Below are 21,328 nucleotides of genomic sequence, written 5' to 3' on the forward strand. Positions count from 1 at the left end.
GCCCCTGACATGTGTCTTGCCCCACTGCGGTCAGGCAAAGGCGTGCGGGGACAGCGCGAACTGTCCCCACGTGTGATCATTCGCTGAAAGCTGCATCTTCCAGCAGGAAGCCACGGTCGGGCAGCATATGGACGCCCGTAACATCCGCCGTCTGCGCCGCAATCAGGTCGGCCACGCCAAGGAAAATCCAAGGCGCACCTTCCCAAGCCAGTTTCTGGGCGGTTTCGTAATGGGTCGCGCGTTCTTCGGGATTGGCGGTGGAAATTGCGCCATTGATGGCCGCGTCGACCTTGTCATCGGTGAAATAGGCGACGTTGAACATATTCGGAGGGGTGTTTTCACCCAGCAACAGGGGGCGGATGCCCCAGTCGGCGTCACCGGTCGACGACGACCAGCCCCCGTAATACATCTGCACCTCGGCATCCTCTGGCGTTTCGATAGACCAGATGCGCTGTGCGGCAACGCCGGCTTCCAGCGGAACGATGTTCAGATCGACGTTGATCTGCGACAGCTGCTGTTGAAGGAACTGCATGGCGCGCAGGGATTCCGTGTTGGAATTGGCCCAGATCTCGGTTGAGAAGCCATCCTCGTATCCGGCTTCGGCCATCAGCTGTTTGGCCTTATCCAGATCATAGTCATAATCGCCCGCGTTCACATGGAACGACAGACCTTCGGGAATGATGGAATCTGCCGGTTTGCACAATCCGCTGAAGACGATCTTGCAGAAAGCATCCTTATCCACGGCATAGTTCAGGGCCTGACGTACCTTCTTGTTACCGAAAGGTTCCTTGTTGTTATTCAGCGCAACGTAATATTCCACGATCGAAGGAGAGGTTTCGACCGTCAGATCGGGGTTATTCTCAATCACCTTGATCAGTTCGGGCGGGAAGTTCGGGACAAATTGCGCCTCGCCGGTTTGCAGCATCGCCATGCGCGCACCCGATTCCGGAACCGAGCGGATGATGACGTTGTCGACTTTGGCTGGTCCTTTCCAGTAATCGTCGTTACGCGACACTTCCAAGGTATCGGCGGCCCAGTTCTGGAAGATGAACGCGCCGGTGCCGACGGGGTGACGGTCGATATCATCGCCATATTCCGCCAGCGCGGCGGGCGAGATGATCATCGCACCCGGATGCGCCAAAGACGCGATCATCGCGCCGAAGGGCGCATCAAGGACCAGTTTGACGGTGTAATCGTCAACGACCTGAACGTCGCTGATCATCGACACCAAACTGCGGCGCGACAGGTTGTTGTCGGGGTTGCGAAGGCGATCCAGATTGGTTTTGACAGCATCGGCATTGAAATCGGTGCCGTCATGGAATTTGACATCATGGCGCAGCTTGATGGTGAATTCGGTCGCGTCGCCGTTGCTTTCATAGCTTTCGGCAAGCAGCGGGACCAGATTCATATCCTCGTCAAAGCCGAACAGACCCTGATAGATCAGCCGCAGCGAGGTTTGCGACAACGTGTCGTTGACATTGGTCGGATCAAGGCCGGTCAGGTTGTTCTGGATCGCAACGGTCAGATCCTTGGCCAGCACTGCGCCGGGGGCAAGCATCGCAACACCAAGTGCGGATGAGATCAGCAAAGATTTCAACGTCATGTACCTATCCTTCTTTTACGTAAGATCAACTGGACCAAAGTTCCCGATCGGGTGGCGGGCAACGAAATGCCGTGGCCCGACCTCGACCAAGGGGGCAACAAAGGGCGGGTCATCGACACGCCGCATCGCGCTTGGAATTTCACCCTCGATCAGGGAGCGGTTGCGGTCGCGCGCTTCCGGGGATGCGATGGGCACCGCCGACAGAAGCCGTCGCGTATAGGGGTGCTGGGGGTTTTCGAAAATCTGGCGACGCGGCCCGATTTCCACAATTTGCCCCAGATACATGACGGCGACGCGGTGGCTGACCCGTTCGACAACCGCCATGTCATGGCTGATAAAGACATAGGACAGCCCGCGTTTGCGCTGTAATTCCATCATCAGGTTGATCACCTGCGCCTGAATGGACACATCCAGCGCGGCGACGGCCTCATCCGTGATCAGCACGTCGGGTTCACCGGCCAAGGCGCGGGCAATGCAGATACGCTGGCGCTGGCCGCCCGAAAACTCGTAGGGATAGCGTTGTGCATGTTCAGGCCGCAGCCCGACATCCTGAAGCAATTGCGCCACCCGTTCATCGATTCCGCGACCCGATGCCAGACCATGCGTAATCAAGGGTTCGGCGATCGAAAAGCCGACCGTCAGGCGCGGATCAAGCGATGCGAAAGGGTCCTGAAATACATATTGAATTTTGCGGCGGACGGCTTTGCGCTGTTTCGCAGGCAGATCGAAAATGTTCTGGCCGTGATACATCACCGCGCCCGAGGTTGCCTCTTGCAGCATCATCAAGGTGCGGCCGGTGGTGGATTTGCCGCAGCCGGATTCCCCGACCAAGGCAAGGGTTTCGCCCTGACACAGATCGAAGCTGACATTTTCGACGGCATGGACACGGCCCGAAATGCGCGACAGCAGCCCGCGCCGGATATCAAAGCGGGTGACCAGATTGCGCACCTCTAGCACGGGCTTATCCGCCTGCACCGTGTCCTGCGCCGCATATTCGTGGAAAGCCTCGGCGGCACGGTAATCGCCGCCTTCTTTCAGCAAAGGAAACGGGCGGGGCAAATCCTGACCGTTCAACGCGCCCAAACGTGGCACAGCCGACAGCAATGCTTGCGTATAGGAATGCTGCGGTGCGTTGAAAATTTGTTGGACGGTGCCTTTTTCGACCTCTTCGCCGTGGCGCATGACCAGCACTTTATCGGCCACCTCGGCCACGACACCCATGTCGTGGGTGATGAACAGCACCGCCATCCCCATTTCCTGCTGCAACATCCGGATCAACTGCAGGATCTGCGCCTGAATGGTCACATCCAGCGCGGTCGTCGGTTCATCGGCAATCAGCAAGCGCGGCTTGCAGCACAGTGCCATGGCGATCATCACCCGCTGGCGCATACCGCCGGACAACTGGTGGGGATGGCGGTCCAGAATGGATCTGGCGTCGGGAATGCGGACCTTTTCCAGCATCCGCAGCGCCTCGGCCCGTGCCTGCGCGGCCGAGCAATCCTGGTGCAAGCGCACCGCCTCGGCGATCTGTTCGCCAACCGTGAATACCGGATTGAGCGACGTCATCGGTTCCTGGAAAATCATCGCGACGTCGTTGCCGCGGATCGCTTCCATTTCAAGCAGGGGGGTCTGTGTCAGGTCGCGTGCGGTTCCGTCGCGCCCGACCAACCGCACGATCCCGCTGGTGATTTCGCCGCCGCCAAATTCGACCAGCCGCATCACAGACAGCGAACTGACCGATTTTCCGGAACCGGATTCCCCTACAACCGCCAGTGTTTCACCGGCACGGATGTTGAACGACAGGTTTTTCACCGCTTGAAACACGCCACTCTCGCCGCGGAATTCGACGTTCAGGCCGTCCACGGTGATTGTAGGGGCCATGTCATGTTCTGGTGCTGTCGTCATTGCGGTTCCTTGGGTGGGGGCGCGGACGATGCATCGCCCGTATAGGGATAGAGAAAAATCGGACGCGCCATCGTCGCTGATCTGGTGGTGTGGTCATGTCTGGCTGTCAGCAGGGCGGCAATTGCCTCGAAAAAGGCGATGCTTGCCACGCCTGAACTGTTCAGCACCGGATGGGCGGCGGGCAGCAGAATGCTCTGGTCACATAGTCCGGCAAAAGACGTCGTATCGCTGTCACTTAGACCGATACAGGGCACACCCGACGCACGTGCCAGACGCATAAATTCCACAGTTGCCGCCGAATGGTGGGGCAGTGTCATGGCAATCAACAGATCGCGTGAACCCATCCGACCGATCAGGCAGGCCATGCGTTCATGCCCGCCAGTCCCGTCCAGCAGAAACTGGTGGCGCAGAAAAGGTTCGGTCAATTCATGCAGATAGCCCATATAGCCTGCGCTGCTGCCAAGCCCCAGCATCCCGACCTGTTCCGCACGGACCATCCTGTTCACAAGGCTTCCTGCGGTTTCGGCGGATATACCGGTGCTTAGCCTGTCCAGATTACGACTGATCGCAATTTTGCGGAATTCGGCATAGTTGGTTAACCCCAAAAACCGGACAAAACGGGTGATCGTCGGGACAGAGACTGTGGTCGCTTCGGCCAGATCCTCGATCCCCATTGTGGCGACGCGGAAGGGATGTGACAGGATATAATCTGCAATACGCAGATGGTTGGGCGTTAGCTTTTCCCAACGGGTTTCGATCAAATTTCGCAAGTCGGTCATCACGTCCCCCGTAGTTTAAAGTTCATTTATGTTAAACCCGCATCGTGTAACTATATGTTCACGCGTTAGGTTTTCTGCTTTAAGTGTCGGTTATGTCTTGGTTTTGCAGCCAGTCGGACAGCAGCGGCCTGTGCTGGCCGTCACGTCCATCGACATCTGTTGCCATCGTCAGGGCATTCAGGATCGCTTCCTGCGTTGCCTCGCATGCCGCACGGAAGGCATGGTCGATCTTTGTGTCGGACATTCGTTCGGTGACGGTCACGTCTTCGTCTGGACGATGGGCGATGCGGTTGCGCGTGGTGAAGCCCAGCACGATATCCCCGCTGCCATTGCCATAGAATGCACCAAGGCGCGCAATACCTGCGCCCGCGCGTCGGCACACACGGGCCATCTGGCGCTGGTCCAGCGGCAGATCGGTGGCAAGGACAACGATGATCGAACCTTTTTCGGCCTCGGGCGGCTGCGCGGGGTCGGGCTTGCGACCATCGGGCAGGGTCAGATCGCCGGCCTTGCCGAAATTCGCCAGAACCAATGCCCCCAGAATGTAGCTATTCCCGCCCAATACCATTTGACGAGAGGCCGTGCCGATCCCGCCCTTGAAGCCGAATGACACCATGCCCGTTCCAGCCCCGACCGAGCCTTCGGCAACATTACTGCCGGCATCTGCAATTGCACGAAGGGCATCGTTTTCCGTAACAGCAAAGGCCTGAATATCCGACAGGACGCCATCATTGCATTCACAGACAACCGGATTCACCGTCGATGTCGTCTGGCCGATATCCGGAGTTTGCGCGATTGCATTACGGATCAGGGCTGTCGTGCAGGTTCCGACCGCAAACGTATTCGTCAGCAAGATCGGGGTTTCGATGCTGCCCAATTCGGCGACCTGTACCAAACCCGCGCTTTTGCCGAAACCGTTGATGACCTCGACTGCGGCGGTCAGTTTATGTTCGAACAGGTTTCCGGATTGCGGAATGATCGCCGTCACGCCTGTGTTCACCGCCCCTTCGCGCAGGGTCACATGCCCGACCTGAACGCCGGCAACATCGGTGATCGCATTGCGCGGACCGGTTGCCATAGTTCCTGTCGTGATACCGAAATCGCGGGCTTTGGGCATATGGGGTTCTCCGATCAGACGATGCGTTCGCCCTGACGTGCGGCGGTAATATAGATGTCTTGCAGGCGGCGCGTCATCGGGCCGGGCGTGCCATCGCCGATCACATGCGGGCCAAGGCGGACCACCGGCTGCACCAGACTTGAGGCGCTGGTCAAAAACGCCTCGGAGGCGGCATGCAGTTCATCAACGCGGATCGCGCGTTCCTGCAGTGTCAGACCGGTTTCTTTGGCAAGGGTCATGACAGCCTGCCGCGTACATCCGGGAAGGATTGCCGATGAATTGGGCCGCGTCACGATGGTCCCTTCGGCGGTGATGATGAATGCGGTCGAGGATCCACCTTCGGTGATGCAGCCGTCTTCATACATCCAGACATCGTCAAAACCGTCTGCCTTGGCTTGCTGTTTGACCAGAACCTGTCCCAGCAACATGACCGTTTTGATGTCGCGGCGGGTCCAGCGCGGGTCCGGCATCAATGCGACGGCCACACCGTTTTCCTGCGCAGGGGTGCCATACAGCTTTTTAGGTTGGGTGAAGGCCAAAAAGGTCGGCGTCAGACCGGCTGAGGGGATAAAGTTCCGCTCCTCGACCCCGCGCGAGACCTGCATATAGATCGTGCCATCGGTCAATGAATGACGACGCGCCAGTTCGATCTGCATATCGCGGATCTGGTCCAGCGGGATCGGCAGCGGAATGCCGATTTCGGTCAGTGACCGTTCAAGACGGGCAAGGTGCAGATCGTTGTCGATCATCCGGCCATCCAGAAGGGCCGTAACCTCGTAGATTGCATCGGCAAAAAGCAGGCCGCGATCCATGACGGGAATATGCGCCTGATCTTCGGGTAGGAATACCCCGTTAAGAAATATCTGCCGTGTCATTGCCTGCTCCTGCCAAGTCCGGCAGAAGCTAGAAGAACGGTCCTGACAAGGCCAATGCCCAATTCCGGAATGCTTATGCAATTCTTGCATAACATTGAAAGTTCAATTTTACCAACGGGATCAACATGGAACTTAAATGGCTGGAAGACTTTGCGGCTCTTGCGGCCACTGCCAGCTTTTCGCGCGCGGCCGAGCAGCGCAACGTCACCCAATCGGCCTTCAGCCGCCGGATCAGGCAGCTTGAGACATGGTTGGGGGCTGATCTGGTCAGCCGCGCGACAATTCCGGCCGAACTGACGCCCGAAGGCGTGGCCTTTTTGTCGGTTGCACAAGATACGATCAGGACAATGTCGGGCGCGCGTGCTGCGGCGCAACCCCGTCAGGCGCCGGACCGGCCGGTTCTTAGCATTGCCGCATTGCAGACCCTGACGGTTACCCTGATGCCGCAATGGTTGGCGCAGGTTGATCAGGCTATTCCTGATGTCATGACCAAACTGATCCCCGACCGTGGCGGGATCGAGGCAAATCTGGACAGCCTGATCACCGGTGAAGTCGATCTGTTGCTGACCTATTCGCACCCCTATGTGTCGATGCTGCTTGATCCGCAGAAGTTCGACTGGATCACGCTGGCACATGATCAGGTCATTCCGGTCATGGCCCCCGAACTGGCGTGTTCGGGGAAAGGGCTGACCACGGATCTGGCCAAAGCGTCATCCAACACGGACATATCCGCCATACCCTATCTGGATTACGGGCCAGTTTCCTTTTTCGGAAGCGCGCTAGAGCGGTTGTTCGCGCGCCATTCCCTGAAGCGTCGGGTAATGCATGAAAATTCGATGTGTATCGGCCTTCGTGCTTTGGCGCTGGAGGGGCATGGTATCTGCTGGCTGCCGCAGTCGTTGATCGCGCAAGATCTGGCCGAAGGGCGTCTGGTCGCGGCATCGGATGACCCGATCTGGCTTCTGGACCTTGATGTCAGACTGTACCGGTGCCGGACCGATAACGCGCATTCCCGAATGCCCGAAACGCTCTGGAATGATCTGGCCCGCGTTTCCTTGGAACCGATACCTTAGGTGTTTCGGGGCAATGTAACGGCGTTGTCCCGTCATTCGGTCCGAAATAGCTTCAATGAACTTGGAAAAGAACAAAAGCGAAAATAAATCGCTTTCCTTTTGGCGCGTTTGTCGACACACAATAGGAAACAGCAAAGAACCTGGAAGGAGCGGGCCCTTGTCCGACAATGCGACACCGGATCTGGTCGATCTTTTTGTCATCGGCGGCGGCATCAATGGATGCGGTATTGCGCGTGATGCGGTCGGACGCGGCCTGTCGGTCACCGTGGCCGAGATGGGTGATCTGGCACAGGCAACGTCATCCTCCTCTACCAAGCTGTTTCACGGCGGGCTGCGGTATCTGGAGTATTTCGAATTCCGTCTGGTCCGCGAAGCCCTGATCGAGCGTGAAAACCTGCTGCGTGCCATGCCGCATATCAGTTGGCCGATGCGGTTTGTGCTGCCCTACCATCCCGAGATGCGGTTTGAATCCGATACGCCGACCTCGAAGCTGCTGGGGCTGGTGATGCCGTGGATGAAGGGGCGTCGTCCGGCATGGCTGATCCGGCTGGGGTTGTTCATGTATGACAATCTGGGCGGTCGCAAAATCCTGCCCGCGACGCGCACCGTTTCACTGGATGGCACCCCCGAGGGCGCGCCGTTGCAGGAACGTTTTCACCACGCCTATGAATATTCCGATTGCTGGGTCGAGGATTCGCGACTGGTCGTCCTGAATGCCCGTGATGCCGAGGCGCGTGGTGCAAAGATCATGACCCACACCAAGGTCATTTCCGCCGAACGGCATCCCGACAAATGGATCGTTTCGGTTCAGGGACCGGATGGCCAGACACGGACCCATCACGCCAGAATGCTGATCAACGCGGGTGGCCCTTGGGTCGGCGATATTATTCAGGGCAAGATCAGGTTGAATTCGACCGAAGGCGTCCGTCTGGTGCGCGGTTCGCATATTGTGACGCGCAGGCTTTACGACCACGACAAATGCTATTTCTTCCAGGGGACCGATGGCCGGATCATCTTCTCGATTCCTTATGAAACCGATTTTACCCTTATCGGCACGACCGATGCGGAACATGATGATCCTTCGGTCGAGCCGGAATGCACGCCGCAGGAACGCGATTATCTGCTGAACTTTGCCAACCAGTATTTCACGCAGCAACTGACGGCGGATGATGTCGTCTGGTCCTATTCGGGTGTGCGGCCTTTGTATGACGACGGGGCGCAAAGCGCGACGGCTGCAACGCGGGATTACACGCTGAAGGTTGATACGAACGGTGGCGCACCGGTGCTGAACGTCTTTGGCGGAAAAATCACCACCTATCGCCGTCTGGCCGAATCCGCGATGGAAAAGATCGGCGCGCATTTCGACGCTTTGCCCGACCCGTGGACCAGAGGCGTCGCCTTGCCCGGCGGTGATTTTCCGGTCGATGGCGTTCAGACGCTTGTGGCGCAGTTGCGTTCGGCGCATCCTTTCCTGACCGACAGATGGGCGCTGCGGTTGGTTCGCGCCTATGGGTCCGAGGCGGCGCAGATCATGGGGGGGGCTGCACAGCCAGCCGATCTTGGTGTCGATTTCGGGGCAACCCTGACCGAGGCCGAGGTGATCTGGCTGATGGATCGCGAATATGCCACCTGCGCTGCCGATATCATCTGGCGTCGCAGCAAGCTGGGACTGCGGATGGATACGGAACAGGTGCAGGGATTGGACAACTGGATGAAGGCGCGACTGGCAAAATAGACGCCGCAACATAAGCGGCGCATCCTTGGGAGGGGAAACATGTCACTGGAATTGAAAGGCGTCAGCAAGGTCGTCGACGGGCAGGTGCACATCCACCCGACCGACCTGACATTGGAACGCGGCACGATGAACGTGCTGTTGGGCCCGACCCTATCCGGGAAAACATCGCTGATGCGTCTGATGGCAGGGCTGGATAAGCCGACGCAGGGGCGGGTGTTCTGGAAGGGCGACAATGTTACAGGCATGCGGGTGCAAGACCGCAAGGTCGCGATGGTTTACCAGCAGTTTGTCAATTATCCGGCGATGTCGGTGTTCGATAACATCGCCTCACCCTTGCGGTTGATGGGGGTCAGTGCTGTAGATATCGACGCCCGCGTGCGTGAAACCGCCGAAATGATGAAGCTGACCCCTATGCTGCAGCGCAAACCGCTGGAGCTGTCGGGCGGCCAGCAGCAGCGTTGCGCTTTAGCGCGGGCCTTGGTCAAGAATGCGGGGCTGGTCCTGCTGGACGAACCGCTGGCGAACCTTGACTATAAACTGCGGGAAGAACTGCGGGTCGAAATTCCGCGCATCTTCGAAGCATCGGGCGCTATCTTCGTCTATGCCACCACCGAACCAGAGGAAGCCTTGCTGCTGGGCGGCAACACTGCTGCATTGTGGGAAGGGCGACTGACGCAATTCGGGCCGACGCCGCATGTCTATCGCCAGCCCGCCTCGGCCACGACGGCGCGGGTGTTTTCCGATCCGCCGATGAATTTCGTGACGATGGAAAAACGCGGCGACCGGCTGTCCTTTGATGGCGGGCGAGAAGCGGATGCGGGTCTGCTGGGCAGTTTGCCGGACGGGCAATACCAGACGGGCTTCCGGCCCAACCATTTGCATCTGTCACAACCATCCGCCGATGCCTTGCGGTTTGACGCCACGCTGGTTGTGACCGAACTGACCGGCTCGGAAACATTCATCCATATGGACCATCACGGTGAACGATGGGTGGGGTTAATGCATGGTGTTCACGACCTGACGCTTGGACAAAGCCTGCCCGTGTGGTTGGAACCGCGCCACGTCTATGTCTTTGCCGCGGATGGCCGTCTGGTCACCCCCGCAGCATATGCAATCGCTGCATAGAGGGGCGATCATGGCAAAAATCACGCTTGAAAATCTGGCACATTCCTATCTGCCGAACCCGCAATCGCAGGATGATTATGCACTAAAACAGCTGGACCATGACTGGGACGACGGGGCGGCCTATGCGCTGCTAGGGTCGTCGGGTTGCGGAAAATCGACGCTGCTGAACATCATCTCGGGGCTTTTAGTGCCGTCGCAGGGGCGCATCCTGTTCGACGGTCAGGATGTCACCCGCGCACCTACGGCAGAACGCAACATCGCGCAAGTCTTCCAGTTTCCTGTCGTTTACGACACGATGACCGTGCATGATAACCTTGCCTTCCCGCTGCGTAACCGCGGTCGGGATGAAGCTTATGTCGCCGAACGTGTGAATGAAATCGCCCAGATGATCGGCATGGAACATATGCTGTCACGCAAAGCTCGTGGTCTGACAGCCGATGCCAAGCAGAAAATCAGTCTGGGACGGGGCATGGTCCGCAAGGATGTGAATGCCCTGCTGTTTGACGAACCGCTGACAGTGATCGACCCGCATATGAAGTGGGAATTGCGGACGCAGCTGAAAAAGCTGCACCAAGATTTCGGCCACACGATGATCTATGTCACCCATGACCAGACCGAGGCGCTGACCTTCGCCGACAAAGTCGTTGTCATGTATGACGGACGCGTGGTCCAGATCGGCACCCCCGAGGAATTGTTCGAACGCCCCGAACATACCTTTGTCGGTTACTTCATCGGATCACCGGGGATGAACCTTCTGCCCGCCAAGATTGATGGCAATCAGGCTCTGGTGCCGGGTGGAACTGTTGCACTGACGCAGGGTTATGGCCCGCTGGCCGGAAATATTCAGATTGGTGTCAGGCCGGAATATATACGGCTGTCGCGTGACGAAGGATTGCCTGTCACCATCCGTCGGATCGAGGATGTAGGCCGTCACAAAATTATCCGCGCCGACCTGATGGGCCATGAGATCAATATCATCGCCCCCGAGGATCAGCAGATTACGCCAGACATGACCCGTGCAGCCTTCGATCCGGCACATATCAACGTCTATGCCGATGACTGGCGTGTCACAGGCCGTTAGGCCGCAATCAGAGGGAGGGGGATAAAATGGATAAGACAGTCAATAACAAAGCCTGGTTTCTGGTCCTGCCGGTGCTGGTTCTGGTCGCATTTTCGGCGGTGATCCCGCTGATGACGGTGGTCAACTACTCGGTTCAGGATACTTTCGGGAATAACGTCTTTTTCTGGGCGGGGCTGGAATGGTTCAAGGATCTTCTGTCCTCGGACCGGATGTGGAACGCTTTGGGACGCCAGCTGGCGTTTTCGACCATCATCATTGCAATCGAGATTCCACTGGGTATCTTTGTTGCCTTGCATATGCCCAAGCGCGGCTTCTGGGCCAGCGTTGTGCTGGTGCTGATGTCGCTGCCTTTGCTGATTCCGTGGAACGTGGTCGGCACGATCTGGCAGATTTTCGGGCGCGTCGATATCGGCCTGCTGGGCTATGTGCTGGACGCTATCGGGATTGATTACAACTATACCCAGAACACCTTCCATGCATGGGCGACGGTCATCGTGATGGACGTCTGGCACTGGACATCCTTGGTGGCGCTGCTGGCCTATGCGGGGCTGCAATCCATCCCCGACGCCTATTATCAGGCTGCCAAGATCGACCAGGCGTCGCGCTGGAAAGTCTTTCGCTATATCGAGCTGCCAAAGATGGCGGGCGTTCTGATGATCGCCATTCTGTTGCGCTTCATGGACAGCTTCATGATCTATACCGAGCCTTTCGTCGTTACCGGCGGCGGTCCGGGCAATGCCACGACCTTCCTGTCCATCGATCTGGTAAAAATGGCGCTTGGACAGTTCGATCTGGGTCCGGCGGCGGCGTTCTCGCTGATGTATTTTCTGGTGATCCTGCTGATTTCATGGGTCTTCTATACGATCATGACCAATCTGGACAAAAGGGGCTAAAATGATGGCAAAAACACCCCGCCTGAACGGCAGCGCCGTTGTCATGGTCCTTTATCTGCTGTTCTTGTTGCTGCCGATCTATTGGCTGATCAACATGAGCCTGAAGACCAACGCCGAGATTACGGGTACCTTCAGCCTGTGGCCGCAGAACCTGACACTGGCGAATTACGCCACGATCCTGACCGATCCCAGTTGGTATATGGGCTATGTGAACAGCTTGATCTATGTGGTGATGAATACGGTGATTTCCATCGGGGTGGCGCTGCCTGCGGCCTATGCCTTCAGCCGCTATCACTTCATGGGCGACAAGCATCTGTTCTTCTGGCTGCTGACCAACCGCATGGCGCCGCCCGCGGTGTTCGCGCTGCCGTTCTTCCAGCTTTATTCGTCGGTCGGACTGTTTGACACGCATATCGCCGTCGCGCTGGCGCATTGTCTGTTCAACGTGCCGTTGGCCGTCTGGATCTTGGAAGGCTTCATGCGCGGCGTTCCGAAAGAGATTGATGAAACAGCCTATATCGACGGCTACAGTTTCGGCCGCTTCTTCATCAAGATTTTCATGCCGTTGATCTCTTCCGGGATCGGGGTTGCGGCATTCTTCTGCTTTATGTTCAGCTGGGTCGAATTGCTGCTGTCGCGGACGCTGACCTCGGTTGACGCAAAGCCGATTGCTGCCATCATGACACGGACCCAAGGGGCGTCAGGCGTCGACTGGGGCGTTCTGGCTGCTGCGGGTGTGCTGACCATCGTGCCGGGGGCTTTGGTCATCTGGTTTGTTCGAAACTATATCGCCAAGGGCTTTGCCCTGGGCCGCGTGTAAGGGGGGATTGCATCATGTCCTGGATGGCTTGGACCATGCCGACGGCGCTTTTCTTCGCCACCATTGCCGGCCTGCTGATCGTCTTCTCGATCCTTGCGATCCGCTTTCCCGAAACGCCGCGCACCGGCGTTCTGGGGATCGAGACGACACGCGGCGACCGCCTGTTCATCACGCTTCTTGGTTCGGCTTTCATCAATCTGGCATGGCTGGGTCTGATGGGGCTGGCACAGCCATGGGCGTTGTTGGTCTGTCTGGTCTATGCAGCTGCCGTTTTCCGGTGGGTGTAACAAGACAGGGCCTGCCGGAGGAATGGAGCCTGCAGGTCTGAAACAAGAAACTGAAAATTCCTGGGGAGGGAAACATGAATAAAAGATTGCTATCTACAACAGCGGTGCTGATGGCCCTGACGGGCCCCGCATTCGCGGATATGGACGCCGCCCGCAGCTTCTTGGATGCGGAAATCGGCGATATGTCGGTGCTGGACCGCGCCGGGCAGGAAGCCGAGATGCAGTGGTTCGTCGACGCAGCCGAGCCGCTGGCCGGTATGTCGATCAATGTGGTGTCGGAAACCATCACGACGCATGAATACGAAAGCCGCGTCCTTGCACCGGCCTTTACGGCTATTACCGGCATCAAGGTGACCCATGACCTGATCGGTGAGGGCGACGTCGTCGAAAAACTGCAAACCCAAATGCAGACCGGCGAAAACGTCTATGACATGTATATCAACGATGCCGATCTGGTCGGTACGCATTGGCGTTACCAGCAGGTCCGCAACATCACCGACTGGATGGCCGAAGACGGTGCTGATTTCACCAATCCGGACCTTGATCTGGATGACTTTATCGGTCTGGCTTCGGCGACGGGTCCCGATGACAAGCTGTACCAGCTGCCGGTCCAGCAGTTTGCCAACCTTTACTGGTTCCGCCATGACTGGTTCACCGATCCCGACATCATGGCCGAATTCCGCGCCGAATACGGTTATGATCTGGGCGTTCCAGTCAATTGGTCGGCCTATGAGGATATTGCCAAGTTCTTTACCGGTCGTGAAATTGACGGGCAGGAAATCTTTGGCAACATGGATTACGGCAAGAAAGACCCCAGCCTTGGCTGGCGCTTTACCGATGCATGGATGTCCATGGCCGGTATGGGCGACAAGGGTGAGCCCAACGGCTTTCCGGTCGATGAATGGGGCATTCGCGTCAACGAAAACTATCAGCCTGTCGGGTCTTGCATGGCGCGTGGCGGGGCGACTAACAGCCCGGCAGCGGTCTATGCCATCGATAAATATATCGACTGGTTGAAGAATTATACGCCCCCCGCCGCCGCGGGCATGACCTTCAGCGAGGCTGGCCCTGTCCCCGCCCAAGGCAATATCGCCCAGCAGATGTTCTGGTACACCGCCTTTACCGCCGATATGGTCAAGGAGGGCCTGCCGGTCATGAACGACGACGGGACGCCGAAATGGCGCATGGCACCGTCGCCCTATGGTGCCTATTGGGAAGACGGCATGAAGGTCGGCTATCAGGATGTGGGTGCCGCCACGCTGATGAAATCGACGCCTGTTGATCGTGCGCAGGCCGCTTGGCTTTATGCACAATTCATCGTGTCGAAAACGGTGGATACCAAGAAAAGCCACGTCGGCCTGACCTTTGTGCGTGACAGCAGCATCCGTCATGAAAGCTTTACCGAACGTGCGCCCAAGCTGGGCGGACTGGTGGAATTCTATCGTTCACCCGACCGGACGCGTTGGTCGGACACCGGTCTGAACGTGCCGGATTACCCGCGTCTGGCGCAGCTATGGTGGCAGAATATCGGGGATGCATCCTCGGGTGCTAAAACCTCGCAAGAGGCATTGGATGCGCTGTGCGAACAGCAGGAATCCGTGATGGAGCGGCTTGAACGCGCCGGCATTCAGGGCGATCTTGGCCCCAAACTGAACGAGCCGCAGGACCCTCAGGTCTGGCTTGATCAGGAAGGTGCACCAAAGCCTAAGCTGGACAATGAAAAGCCGGCACCGGTGACCATCGCCTATGAAGAACTTATCAAGCGCTGGCAGGAATAAGCCCGCGTATCACACTTGGGGGGTGCGGTTCGCCGCGCCCTTCGGCATTTGCCTGACAGGACCCAGAACATGACCCATATCCTTGCCATCGATCAGGGGACAACCTCGTCCCGCGCCATTGTCTTTGACGGTCAGATGACCGTCGTTGCCAGCGCGCAAGAGGAATTTCCACAGCATTTCCCGCAATCGGGCTGGGTGGAACATGATCCGGGCGATCTTTGGGCAAGCGTCGCCGCAACCTGTCGCGCCGCCATTGAAAAGTCGGGAAATCCCGAAATTGCCGCAATCGGCATTACCAACCAGCGCGAAACGACTTTGGTCTGGGATCGCAAGACGGGGAAACCCATCCATAACGCCATCGTCTGGCAAGATCGCCGCACCGCCGATTTCTGTCGGGAGCTGGAGGCCGCTGGTCATGGCCCCATGATCACCGAACGCACGGGCCTGCTGGTGGACCCGTATTTTTCAGCCACCAAACTGAAATGGATATTGGACCATGTCGACGGCGCCCGCGCCCGCGCCGAGGCGGGTGAACTGCTGTTCGGCACCGTCGACAGCTGGCTGATCTGGAACCTGACCGGCGGCAAGGTGCACGCGACCGACGCGACGAATGCCGCGCGCACGATGCTGTATGACATCCACAAAGGTCGTTGGAGCAGGACGATCAGCGACCTGTTCGGCATCCCCCTGAAGATGTTGCCCGATGTCCGCGATTGTTCGGCGGATTTCGGCATGACACGGGCTGATCTTTTCGGACGCCCCATCCCGATCACCGGTGTGGCGGGCGACCAGCAGGCAGCGACCGTGGGGCAGGCCTGCTTCCAACCGGGGATGATGAAATCGACCTATGGTACGGGGTGCTTTGCGCTGCTGAACACGGGGGACACGCCTGTCACCTCGACCAAGCGCCTGCTGACGACCATTGCCTATCAGTTGGACGGAAAGCCGACCTATGCGCTTGAAGGTTCGATCTTTATCGCCGGTGCCGTTGTGCAATGGCTGCGTGACGGGTTGCAGATTATCCGGAATGCCGAAGAAACCCAGCCGTTGGCCGAAAAGGCAGATGCTGGCCAGCAGGTTATTCTGGTACCCGCCTTCACCGGCCTTGGCGCGCCCTATTGGCAGCCTGATTGCCGTGGCGCAATCTATGGCCTGACCCGCAATTCAGGCCCCGCCGAACTGGCCAAGGCTGCGCTGGAAAGCGTCGGCTTCCAGACTCGGGACTTGTTGGAAGCGATGAAGGCTGACTGGCAGGCCAAAGGCGAAACCGCCCTGCGCGTGGATGGCGGGATGAGCGCCTCTGACTGGGCGATGCAGTTCCTGTCCGATATTCTGGGCGCACAGGTTGACCGCCCCCGCGTCACCGAAACCACCGCCCTTGGTGCCGCGTGGCTGGCGGGCCAGAAATGTGGCATTTACCCGGATGCACAGGGATTTGCCGCCGAATGGCGACTGGATCGCAGTTTTACCCCCGATATGAGCGATGATGACCGCGATGCCCGATATGCAGCATGGGGCCGGGCTGTTAAGGCAACAATGACCATTTGACCTTGATTTGATGGTCCGATGCCTTGCGTCGGACCCTTCGACCGCGCAGACCTGCGGGTAAGGTTTTTAAAGGTTCGCGATGACAGATCCATGCAATATCGTACTGATCGGCGCAGGTCACGCACATCTGGTCGCCTTGCCCGCCCTGCGGCGCAGCCTGCCGGATGCCAGGATCACGATGATCGACCCCGCACCCTATGCCGCCTATTCGGGTATGCTGCCAGGGGTGATCGCGGGTCATTATGATATGGCGCAGGCCCGCTTTGATCTGGCGTTGATCGCGGTGAAATATAACGTCCGGCTGATACGGGCCCGCGTGATCGGCTTCGATCCCGTCAACCGTATCGTTCAAACCCGTCAGGGCGGCCTTTCGTTCGATCTGGCGTCGCTGGATGTCGGTATTCAGGCCGATATGCCAAGAATTGCGGGCTTTGACCAATATGCCGTGGCGGTCAAGCCGCTGGCCCCCTTTGCGGAACGATGGACAGGCTTTGCCGCGCAGCCCGGCCCTGTGACCGTCATCGGTGGTGGCGTCGCAGGGGTCGAGATTGCCTTGGCCGCAGCACATCGTATCGGGCCAAAGGTGACCGTGGTCGAGGCAGGCCCGCGTGTCCTGACCGAACTTCCGATTGGCCCCCGCAAGCTGTTGTTAGAGGCTTTGGCGAGCTATAATGTCACCGTCCATCTGAAATCACGCGTGACATCCATCGGGGTGGGGCAGGTGGTCTTGGCGGATGGGACGCGCATCGACAGCGCCCTGACCATCGGTGCCGCGGGCGGACGACCGGCCTCTTGGCTGGCGCGTGACCTGCCGACGGATGAAGGCGGCTTTGTGACCATCGGGGCAGATTTACAGGTCAGCGGCCATCAGGGCATTTTTGCGACGGGGGATTGTGCGATCATGCAGCACGCACCGCGCCCGCGCGCAGGTGTCTATGCCGTCCGGCAAGGGCCGGATCTGGCGCGCAATCTGGTCGCGGCTGCAAAGGGTCAGACGCTGTCCCGCCATAATCCGCAGAAACACCATTTGAAGATCATCTCGCTTGGGGGGAAGGTCGGGCTGGCGACATGGCGCGGGGTCCATGTGTCGGGCCCTTGGGTCTGGCGCTGGAAGGACCGCATCGACCAGCGCTTTATGTCCCGCAATAGCACCTAAGAGGCACAACTTCCCGCACCCAGCCTGATTTGCGACAGGATGGGATAATGGTCACTTGGCCAGATGCCGTCAAAACGCTGACGGATGGCCACGGGACGTTCGGGCATGGCGGTGCTGCAATCATGCATGACATGGTCGATGGCGCCGAACAGATTCAACCCGTGGTTCAGGTGATAGGTCGAGCCTTTGACCGGTATAAGTTCCAGCCCTGCCTGTTTCAGAACATCAACAGTTTTCGATCCGGCCATGGCGTTCAGATCGCCGACCAGCACGACGTTCTCTCCGGCTTTGGTCCATTCGGCAATGCGGTCACGAACAAGATTAGCTGTCTTCACACGGTTTTCGCCGCTGCTGTAATCGAAGTGGACATTGACGACGCGCAGGTTCTGTCCACTGCGCATGTCAAAGAATTCGGCCCAAGAGGCGAAGGCCGGAAACGACCCATTGAAGGTGCGCGAATAGATAACGTCAGGTGTTTCGGAAAAGAAGAACCAGCCCTGATCCAGCAGGGTCAAACGCTCGGTCCGGTAGAAGATCGGCTGGGTCGTGGGGAATATCTCGGGGTCGCCATTTGCAGCCGCTGCATAGGCGGGCATTGCCTCAAGCAATGCGTCGCGGGCCAGATTGACCGATCCTTCGTCACCGCGACGAAAGCTTTCCATTTCCTGAAAGGCGATAATGTCAGCGCCAAGGCTGGTGACGGCTTTGGTCATGGCGGGTTTACGGCGTTCCCAATCGGCGACAGACCACGGACCATCCGGTTTGTTCAGCAAAATATAATGGACATTGAAGCTGGCCACCCGCAAATCATGGGGCGTTGCCGCCCCCAAAGCCTGCGCACCCGCGCCGCGGCCGTTCCACAGTTGCGTACCGCCAAGAAGCAGCGCCAGTACCAGGAGGATTCCGGCAGAGATCTTGGCCAATCGTTTCAGAATACGCATTTGTGTGCTCCGACCAGTGCGTTTTGAGGACGCTTTATGTTGACGTGGGCGGGCAGCAGGTTAAGCAGCCCCTCTTTGTATAAGTAGGGTCACGATATGAACACGCATAAGGTTATTTTTGATACGGACCCCGGTGTGGACGATGCGCTGGCCCTGTATTATCTGATCCGTCATCCGCAAATCCAGTTGCTGGGCGTCACGACCGTGTTTGGTAACGCACCTGTGACGCTGACGACCCGAAATGCACGTTTCCTTCTGCGGTCATGGGGCGCTGATGTTCCGGTGCATGCAGGGGCGGCCGCGGCGATCACGCCCGATATGCCCGATGAATCGTTCCCCGTGCACATCCACGGTGAAAACGGCATGGGTGACATCGACATTCCCGATGCACCCGTTGAAGAGGCGGATACCGCCGCGCAGTTCATTATTGATCAGGTGCGCGCGCATCCCGGCAAAGTCCGGATTTTGGCCGTAGGGCGGATGACCAATCTTGCCCGTGCTTTGCAGATCGACCCTGAAATTGCCGATCTGGTTGGTGATGTGGTGATCATGGGGGGGGCGTTCCGCGTGGCCGGTAATATCACCCCCGCAGCCGAGGCAAATATCTGGGGCGATCCTTTGGCCGCCGATAGGGTCTTTGGTGCGGATTGGCATGTGACCGCGATCCCGCTGGATCTGACGACGCGCACGATGATCGGGCGCCGTGAATTGCAGGCGCTGGCCGATAAGGGCGGCGAGGGGATGCAGCTGGTTGCCGATCTGTCGCAGGATTATATCGGGTTTTATGCACAATCAGGGTATGACGGCATGGTCATCCACGATTGTTGCGCGGCGGTATTCCTGACCGATCCCGATCTGTTTCGTCTGACGCACGGGCAGGTGCGCGTGCTGTGGCAGGGAATTGCCCTTGGTTTGACCATTATGAACCCGCAGGATCGCAAAGGTCCGATGGGGGCATGGGACGACTTGCCGGTGCAGGCATATGCCAGTGACGGGGATGTCGATCAGATTATCGCACGGATAGGTGAGATATGTACTGCGGTTAATGGCTGATATGTGAACGATGGCGCGCGATTATATCGTTTTATCGAACACAGAAGGCGATATTTTGTGACTAATCAATGACAGTGTCCCGACTTATCTGACAGTCATCGGAGCAAGACTGACGCTCCACAGAAACACATCGGAGATTACGATAATGAAAACCCTTATGATCGCATTGACCGCCCTGACCATGGCAACCGGCGTTGCTGGCGCTGCAACCAATGCCCGCAACGAACGTCCTGACGACAGCTCGACCGCGACCGCGAATGTTCAAACCGTTCAGGTTCGTGCAGATTCCGTGATGACCGCGGTCGAGCTGACCCGCGCTTCGCTGGAAGCCGATGACATGGTCACCATCACCGCATTCCCGACCAACACCCAGATTGCAAAAAACAATCAGGATCGGTAATGATCGCTAAGCTGGACGGTCCCTTGATGGAACGCTCCGACCGCGGTGCCTGTAACGGGCACGGCGGTCTTTCTTTATCTGAAGCAGGGCATGCGCATGTTGTGGCTGGACATGACGGACCCCGGACAGGTGGCGGCATGGATATCAAGGTTCTTCGCAGCTTTGCGGCCATTATCGACGAAGGCAGTTTCGCCAATGCGGCCCGCAAGGTCGGCATTTCGAAAAGCATGTGCAGCAAGCTGATTTCCGACCTCGAGGCCAATCTGGGTACGCGTCTGCTGACCCGCACAACCCGTGCGGTCAAGCCGACCGCCATCGGCCTAAGCTTTTACACCGAGATCAGTGATATCCTGTCGCGCATCGATGCCGCGACCGAGGCTGTGCGCTCTGCCTCGCAACGTCCGTCGGGTCCGTTGAAAATCGGCAGTCCGGTGCAATACACGCTGAAGGTGTTCCAGCCCCATCTGATCCGCTTTATGGAAGAATATCCTGATATCCAGCTGGATATGGTGCTGGAGGATACCCGTTCGGATCTGACCCGCGAAGGGTTCGACGCGATCATCCGTATCGGGACATTGGAAGACAGCACGCTTCATGCCCGCAAATTGCATGATGCCCGTATCATGCTGGTTGCGTCACCCGAATATATCGCGGCCAAAGGTAGTCCCGACAGTCCCAGCGATCTGCGTGATCACCAGTGCCTCCATTACACTAATATGCGGGGGCCAAGCACATGGCCGTTACGTCACGAAAACGAAGTGATCTATCAAAAGATTACCCCGGCGTTTTCGTCGAACAACGGAGAGCTGCTGAAGTCCCTGGCCGTCGGCGGCAAGGGGATCGCACTGGCACCGGAATTCCATGTGCATGACGATCTGGTACAGGGGCGACTGGTGCCGGTGATGCAAGATTACGCACTGCCGGGTGTGCCGGTCCATGTGCTTTATTCCAGTCGCAAACTGGTCACGGCGGCGCTGGCCAGCTTTCTGGATTTCGTTGGACAGCTGCATCTGGACTGAAATTACCAGTCTTTGCATGGACATAATCGACAGTAGCGATTGGCGGTCGTCCGCAGAATCTTGCGTTGGTCGTGCATGCCCCCTTATAATGTAAATCTATTTATCCGACGTCATCGATTGAGATGCCGCAAGTAAATTCG

At 58.0% G+C, this 21,328-nt stretch carries 19 protein-coding genes; 13 read left to right on the top strand and 6 right to left on the bottom strand.

Going from position 1 to position 21,328, the window contains the following annotated elements:
• Positions 1-76 precede the first annotated feature (76 nt).
• From DWB67_RS11285 to DWB67_RS11305, 5 genes are all read right to left on the bottom strand, one after another.
• Positions 77-1,603, bottom strand: coding sequence for a glutathione ABC transporter substrate-binding protein (locus DWB67_RS11285; RefSeq protein ID WP_119807643.1), 1,527 nt, complete (start codon positions 1,601-1,603; stop codon positions 77-79).
• A gap of 15 nt (positions 1,604-1,618) precedes the next feature.
• A complete protein-coding gene (locus DWB67_RS11290) occupies positions 1,619-3,508 on the bottom strand; it encodes a dipeptide ABC transporter ATP-binding protein (protein ID WP_255418650.1) in 1,890 nt (629 codons plus the stop codon).
• Positions 3,505-4,287: a MurR/RpiR family transcriptional regulator gene (locus DWB67_RS11295; protein ID WP_119807644.1), complete on the bottom strand. Its 783-nt coding sequence runs from the start codon at positions 4,285-4,287 to the stop codon at positions 3,505-3,507. Before DWB67_RS11295 ends, DWB67_RS11290 begins: the two co-directional genes overlap by 4 nt.
• Before the next feature lie 79 nt (positions 4,288-4,366).
• Complete coding sequence (locus DWB67_RS11300; RefSeq protein WP_119807645.1) at positions 4,367-5,404, bottom strand: P1 family peptidase; 1,038 nt, start codon at positions 5,402-5,404, stop codon at positions 4,367-4,369.
• Positions 5,405-5,418: 14 nt separating this feature from the next.
• Entirely contained in the window at positions 5,419-6,279 is an 861-nt protein-coding gene (locus tag DWB67_RS11305; protein WP_119807646.1) for a D-amino-acid transaminase, read from the bottom strand.
• Between the two features lie 125 nt (positions 6,280-6,404).
• On the opposite strand from DWB67_RS11305, the gene DWB67_RS11310 reads away from it, so the two are divergent.
• The 10 genes from DWB67_RS11310 to DWB67_RS11355 all read left to right on the top strand — a co-directional run bounded on the left by DWB67_RS11310 (position 6,405) and on the right by DWB67_RS11355 (position 17,775).
• Positions 6,405-7,352: a LysR substrate-binding domain-containing protein gene (locus DWB67_RS11310; RefSeq protein ID WP_119807647.1), complete on the top strand. Its 948-nt coding sequence runs from the start codon at positions 6,405-6,407 to the stop codon at positions 7,350-7,352.
• Positions 7,353-7,509: 157 nt separating this feature from the next.
• Positions 7,510-9,087, top strand: coding sequence for a glycerol-3-phosphate dehydrogenase (glpD, locus tag DWB67_RS11315; RefSeq protein WP_119807648.1), 1,578 nt, complete (start codon positions 7,510-7,512; stop codon positions 9,085-9,087).
• Between the two features lie 39 nt (positions 9,088-9,126).
• Positions 9,127-10,212 (top strand): ABC transporter ATP-binding protein, encoded by a 1,086-nt coding sequence (locus tag DWB67_RS11320; RefSeq protein WP_119807649.1) that lies wholly within the window; start codon positions 9,127-9,129, stop codon positions 10,210-10,212.
• A 10-nt stretch (positions 10,213-10,222) separates the two neighbouring features.
• Entirely contained in the window at positions 10,223-11,293 is a 1,071-nt protein-coding gene (locus tag DWB67_RS11325; RefSeq protein ID WP_119807650.1) for an ABC transporter ATP-binding protein, read from the top strand.
• A 26-nt stretch (positions 11,294-11,319) separates the two neighbouring features.
• Positions 11,320-12,186 (top strand): carbohydrate ABC transporter permease, encoded by an 867-nt coding sequence (locus tag DWB67_RS11330; protein WP_119807651.1) that lies wholly within the window; start codon positions 11,320-11,322, stop codon positions 12,184-12,186.
• Positions 12,187-12,190: 4 nt separating this feature from the next.
• A complete protein-coding gene (locus DWB67_RS11335; RefSeq protein WP_255418651.1) occupies positions 12,191-13,006 on the top strand; it encodes a carbohydrate ABC transporter permease in 816 nt (271 codons plus the stop codon).
• 14 nt (positions 13,007-13,020) lie between these two features.
• Positions 13,021-13,293 (top strand): DUF2160 domain-containing protein, encoded by a 273-nt coding sequence (locus DWB67_RS11340; RefSeq protein ID WP_119807653.1) that lies wholly within the window; start codon positions 13,021-13,023, stop codon positions 13,291-13,293.
• A gap of 74 nt (positions 13,294-13,367) precedes the next feature.
• On the top strand, positions 13,368-15,071 hold the full coding sequence (locus DWB67_RS11345) for an ABC transporter substrate-binding protein (protein ID WP_119807654.1): 1,704 nt from the start codon (positions 13,368-13,370) through the stop codon (positions 15,069-15,071).
• A 69-nt stretch (positions 15,072-15,140) separates the two neighbouring features.
• On the top strand, positions 15,141-16,619 hold the full coding sequence (gene glpK, locus DWB67_RS11350) for a glycerol kinase GlpK (protein ID WP_119807655.1): 1,479 nt from the start codon (positions 15,141-15,143) through the stop codon (positions 16,617-16,619).
• A 79-nt stretch (positions 16,620-16,698) separates the two neighbouring features.
• Complete coding sequence (locus DWB67_RS11355) at positions 16,699-17,775, top strand: FAD-dependent oxidoreductase (RefSeq protein ID WP_119807656.1); 1,077 nt, start codon at positions 16,699-16,701, stop codon at positions 17,773-17,775.
• On the opposite strand, the gene DWB67_RS11360 is transcribed toward DWB67_RS11355, so the two are convergent.
• Positions 17,772-18,716: an endonuclease/exonuclease/phosphatase family protein gene (locus DWB67_RS11360; RefSeq protein ID WP_119807657.1), complete on the bottom strand. Its 945-nt coding sequence runs from the start codon at positions 18,714-18,716 to the stop codon at positions 17,772-17,774. The genes DWB67_RS11355 and DWB67_RS11360 overlap by 4 nt on opposite strands.
• A gap of 96 nt (positions 18,717-18,812) precedes the next feature.
• On the opposite strand from DWB67_RS11360, the gene DWB67_RS11365 reads away from it, so the two are divergent.
• The 3 genes from DWB67_RS11365 to DWB67_RS11375 all read left to right on the top strand — a co-directional run bounded on the left by DWB67_RS11365 (position 18,813) and on the right by DWB67_RS11375 (position 21,188).
• Entirely contained in the window at positions 18,813-19,769 is a 957-nt protein-coding gene (locus DWB67_RS11365; protein ID WP_119807658.1) for a nucleoside hydrolase, read from the top strand.
• Positions 19,770-19,926: 157 nt separating this feature from the next.
• Entirely contained in the window at positions 19,927-20,169 is a 243-nt protein-coding gene (locus tag DWB67_RS11370; protein ID WP_119807659.1) for a hypothetical protein, read from the top strand.
• On the top strand, positions 20,169-21,188 hold the full coding sequence (locus tag DWB67_RS11375; protein WP_119807660.1) for a LysR family transcriptional regulator: 1,020 nt from the start codon (positions 20,169-20,171) through the stop codon (positions 21,186-21,188). The genes DWB67_RS11370 and DWB67_RS11375 overlap by 1 nt, the downstream gene beginning before the upstream one ends.
• Positions 21,189-21,328 lie beyond the last annotated feature (140 nt).

Origin of the sequence: Paracoccus sp. JM45 (assembly GCF_003590715.1) — a bacterium.
Lineage (GTDB): Bacteria > Pseudomonadota > Alphaproteobacteria > Rhodobacterales > Rhodobacteraceae > Paracoccus.

Bases quoted from the DNA above. Each gene is read 5' to 3' on its own strand.
- DWB67_RS11335 (WP_255418651.1), top strand. From the start codon at position 12,191: ATGGCAAAAACACCCCGCCTGAACGGCAGCGCCGTTGTCATGGTCCTT.
- DWB67_RS11375 (WP_119807660.1), top strand. From the start codon at position 20,169: ATGATCGCTAAGCTGGACGGTCCCTTGATGGAACGCTCCGACCGCGGT.
- DWB67_RS11300 (WP_119807645.1), bottom strand. From the start codon at position 5,404: ATGCCCAAAGCCCGCGATTTCGGTATCACGACAGGAACTATGGCAACC.
- DWB67_RS11370 (WP_119807659.1), top strand. From the start codon at position 19,927: ATGATCGCATTGACCGCCCTGACCATGGCAACCGGCGTTGCTGGCGCT.
- glpK (WP_119807655.1), top strand. From the start codon at position 15,141: ATGACCCATATCCTTGCCATCGATCAGGGGACAACCTCGTCCCGCGCC.
- DWB67_RS11320 (WP_119807649.1), top strand. From the start codon at position 9,127: ATGTCACTGGAATTGAAAGGCGTCAGCAAGGTCGTCGACGGGCAGGTG.
- DWB67_RS11290 (WP_255418650.1), bottom strand. From the start codon at position 3,508: ATGACGACAGCACCAGAACATGACATGGCCCCTACAATCACCGTGGAC.
- DWB67_RS11365 (WP_119807658.1), top strand. From the start codon at position 18,813: ATGAACACGCATAAGGTTATTTTTGATACGGACCCCGGTGTGGACGAT.
- DWB67_RS11345 (WP_119807654.1), top strand. From the start codon at position 13,368: ATGAATAAAAGATTGCTATCTACAACAGCGGTGCTGATGGCCCTGACG.
- DWB67_RS11360 (WP_119807657.1), bottom strand. From the start codon at position 18,716: ATGCGTATTCTGAAACGATTGGCCAAGATCTCTGCCGGAATCCTCCTG.
- DWB67_RS11310 (WP_119807647.1), top strand. From the start codon at position 6,405: ATGGAACTTAAATGGCTGGAAGACTTTGCGGCTCTTGCGGCCACTGCC.
- DWB67_RS11305 (WP_119807646.1), bottom strand. From the start codon at position 6,279: ATGACACGGCAGATATTTCTTAACGGGGTATTCCTACCCGAAGATCAG.
- DWB67_RS11355 (WP_119807656.1), top strand. From the start codon at position 16,699: ATGACAGATCCATGCAATATCGTACTGATCGGCGCAGGTCACGCACAT.
- DWB67_RS11340 (WP_119807653.1), top strand. From the start codon at position 13,021: ATGTCCTGGATGGCTTGGACCATGCCGACGGCGCTTTTCTTCGCCACC.
- DWB67_RS11325 (WP_119807650.1), top strand. From the start codon at position 10,223: ATGGCAAAAATCACGCTTGAAAATCTGGCACATTCCTATCTGCCGAAC.
- DWB67_RS11330 (WP_119807651.1), top strand. From the start codon at position 11,320: ATGGATAAGACAGTCAATAACAAAGCCTGGTTTCTGGTCCTGCCGGTG.
- DWB67_RS11285 (WP_119807643.1), bottom strand. From the start codon at position 1,603: ATGACGTTGAAATCTTTGCTGATCTCATCCGCACTTGGTGTTGCGATG.
- DWB67_RS11295 (WP_119807644.1), bottom strand. From the start codon at position 4,287: ATGACCGACTTGCGAAATTTGATCGAAACCCGTTGGGAAAAGCTAACG.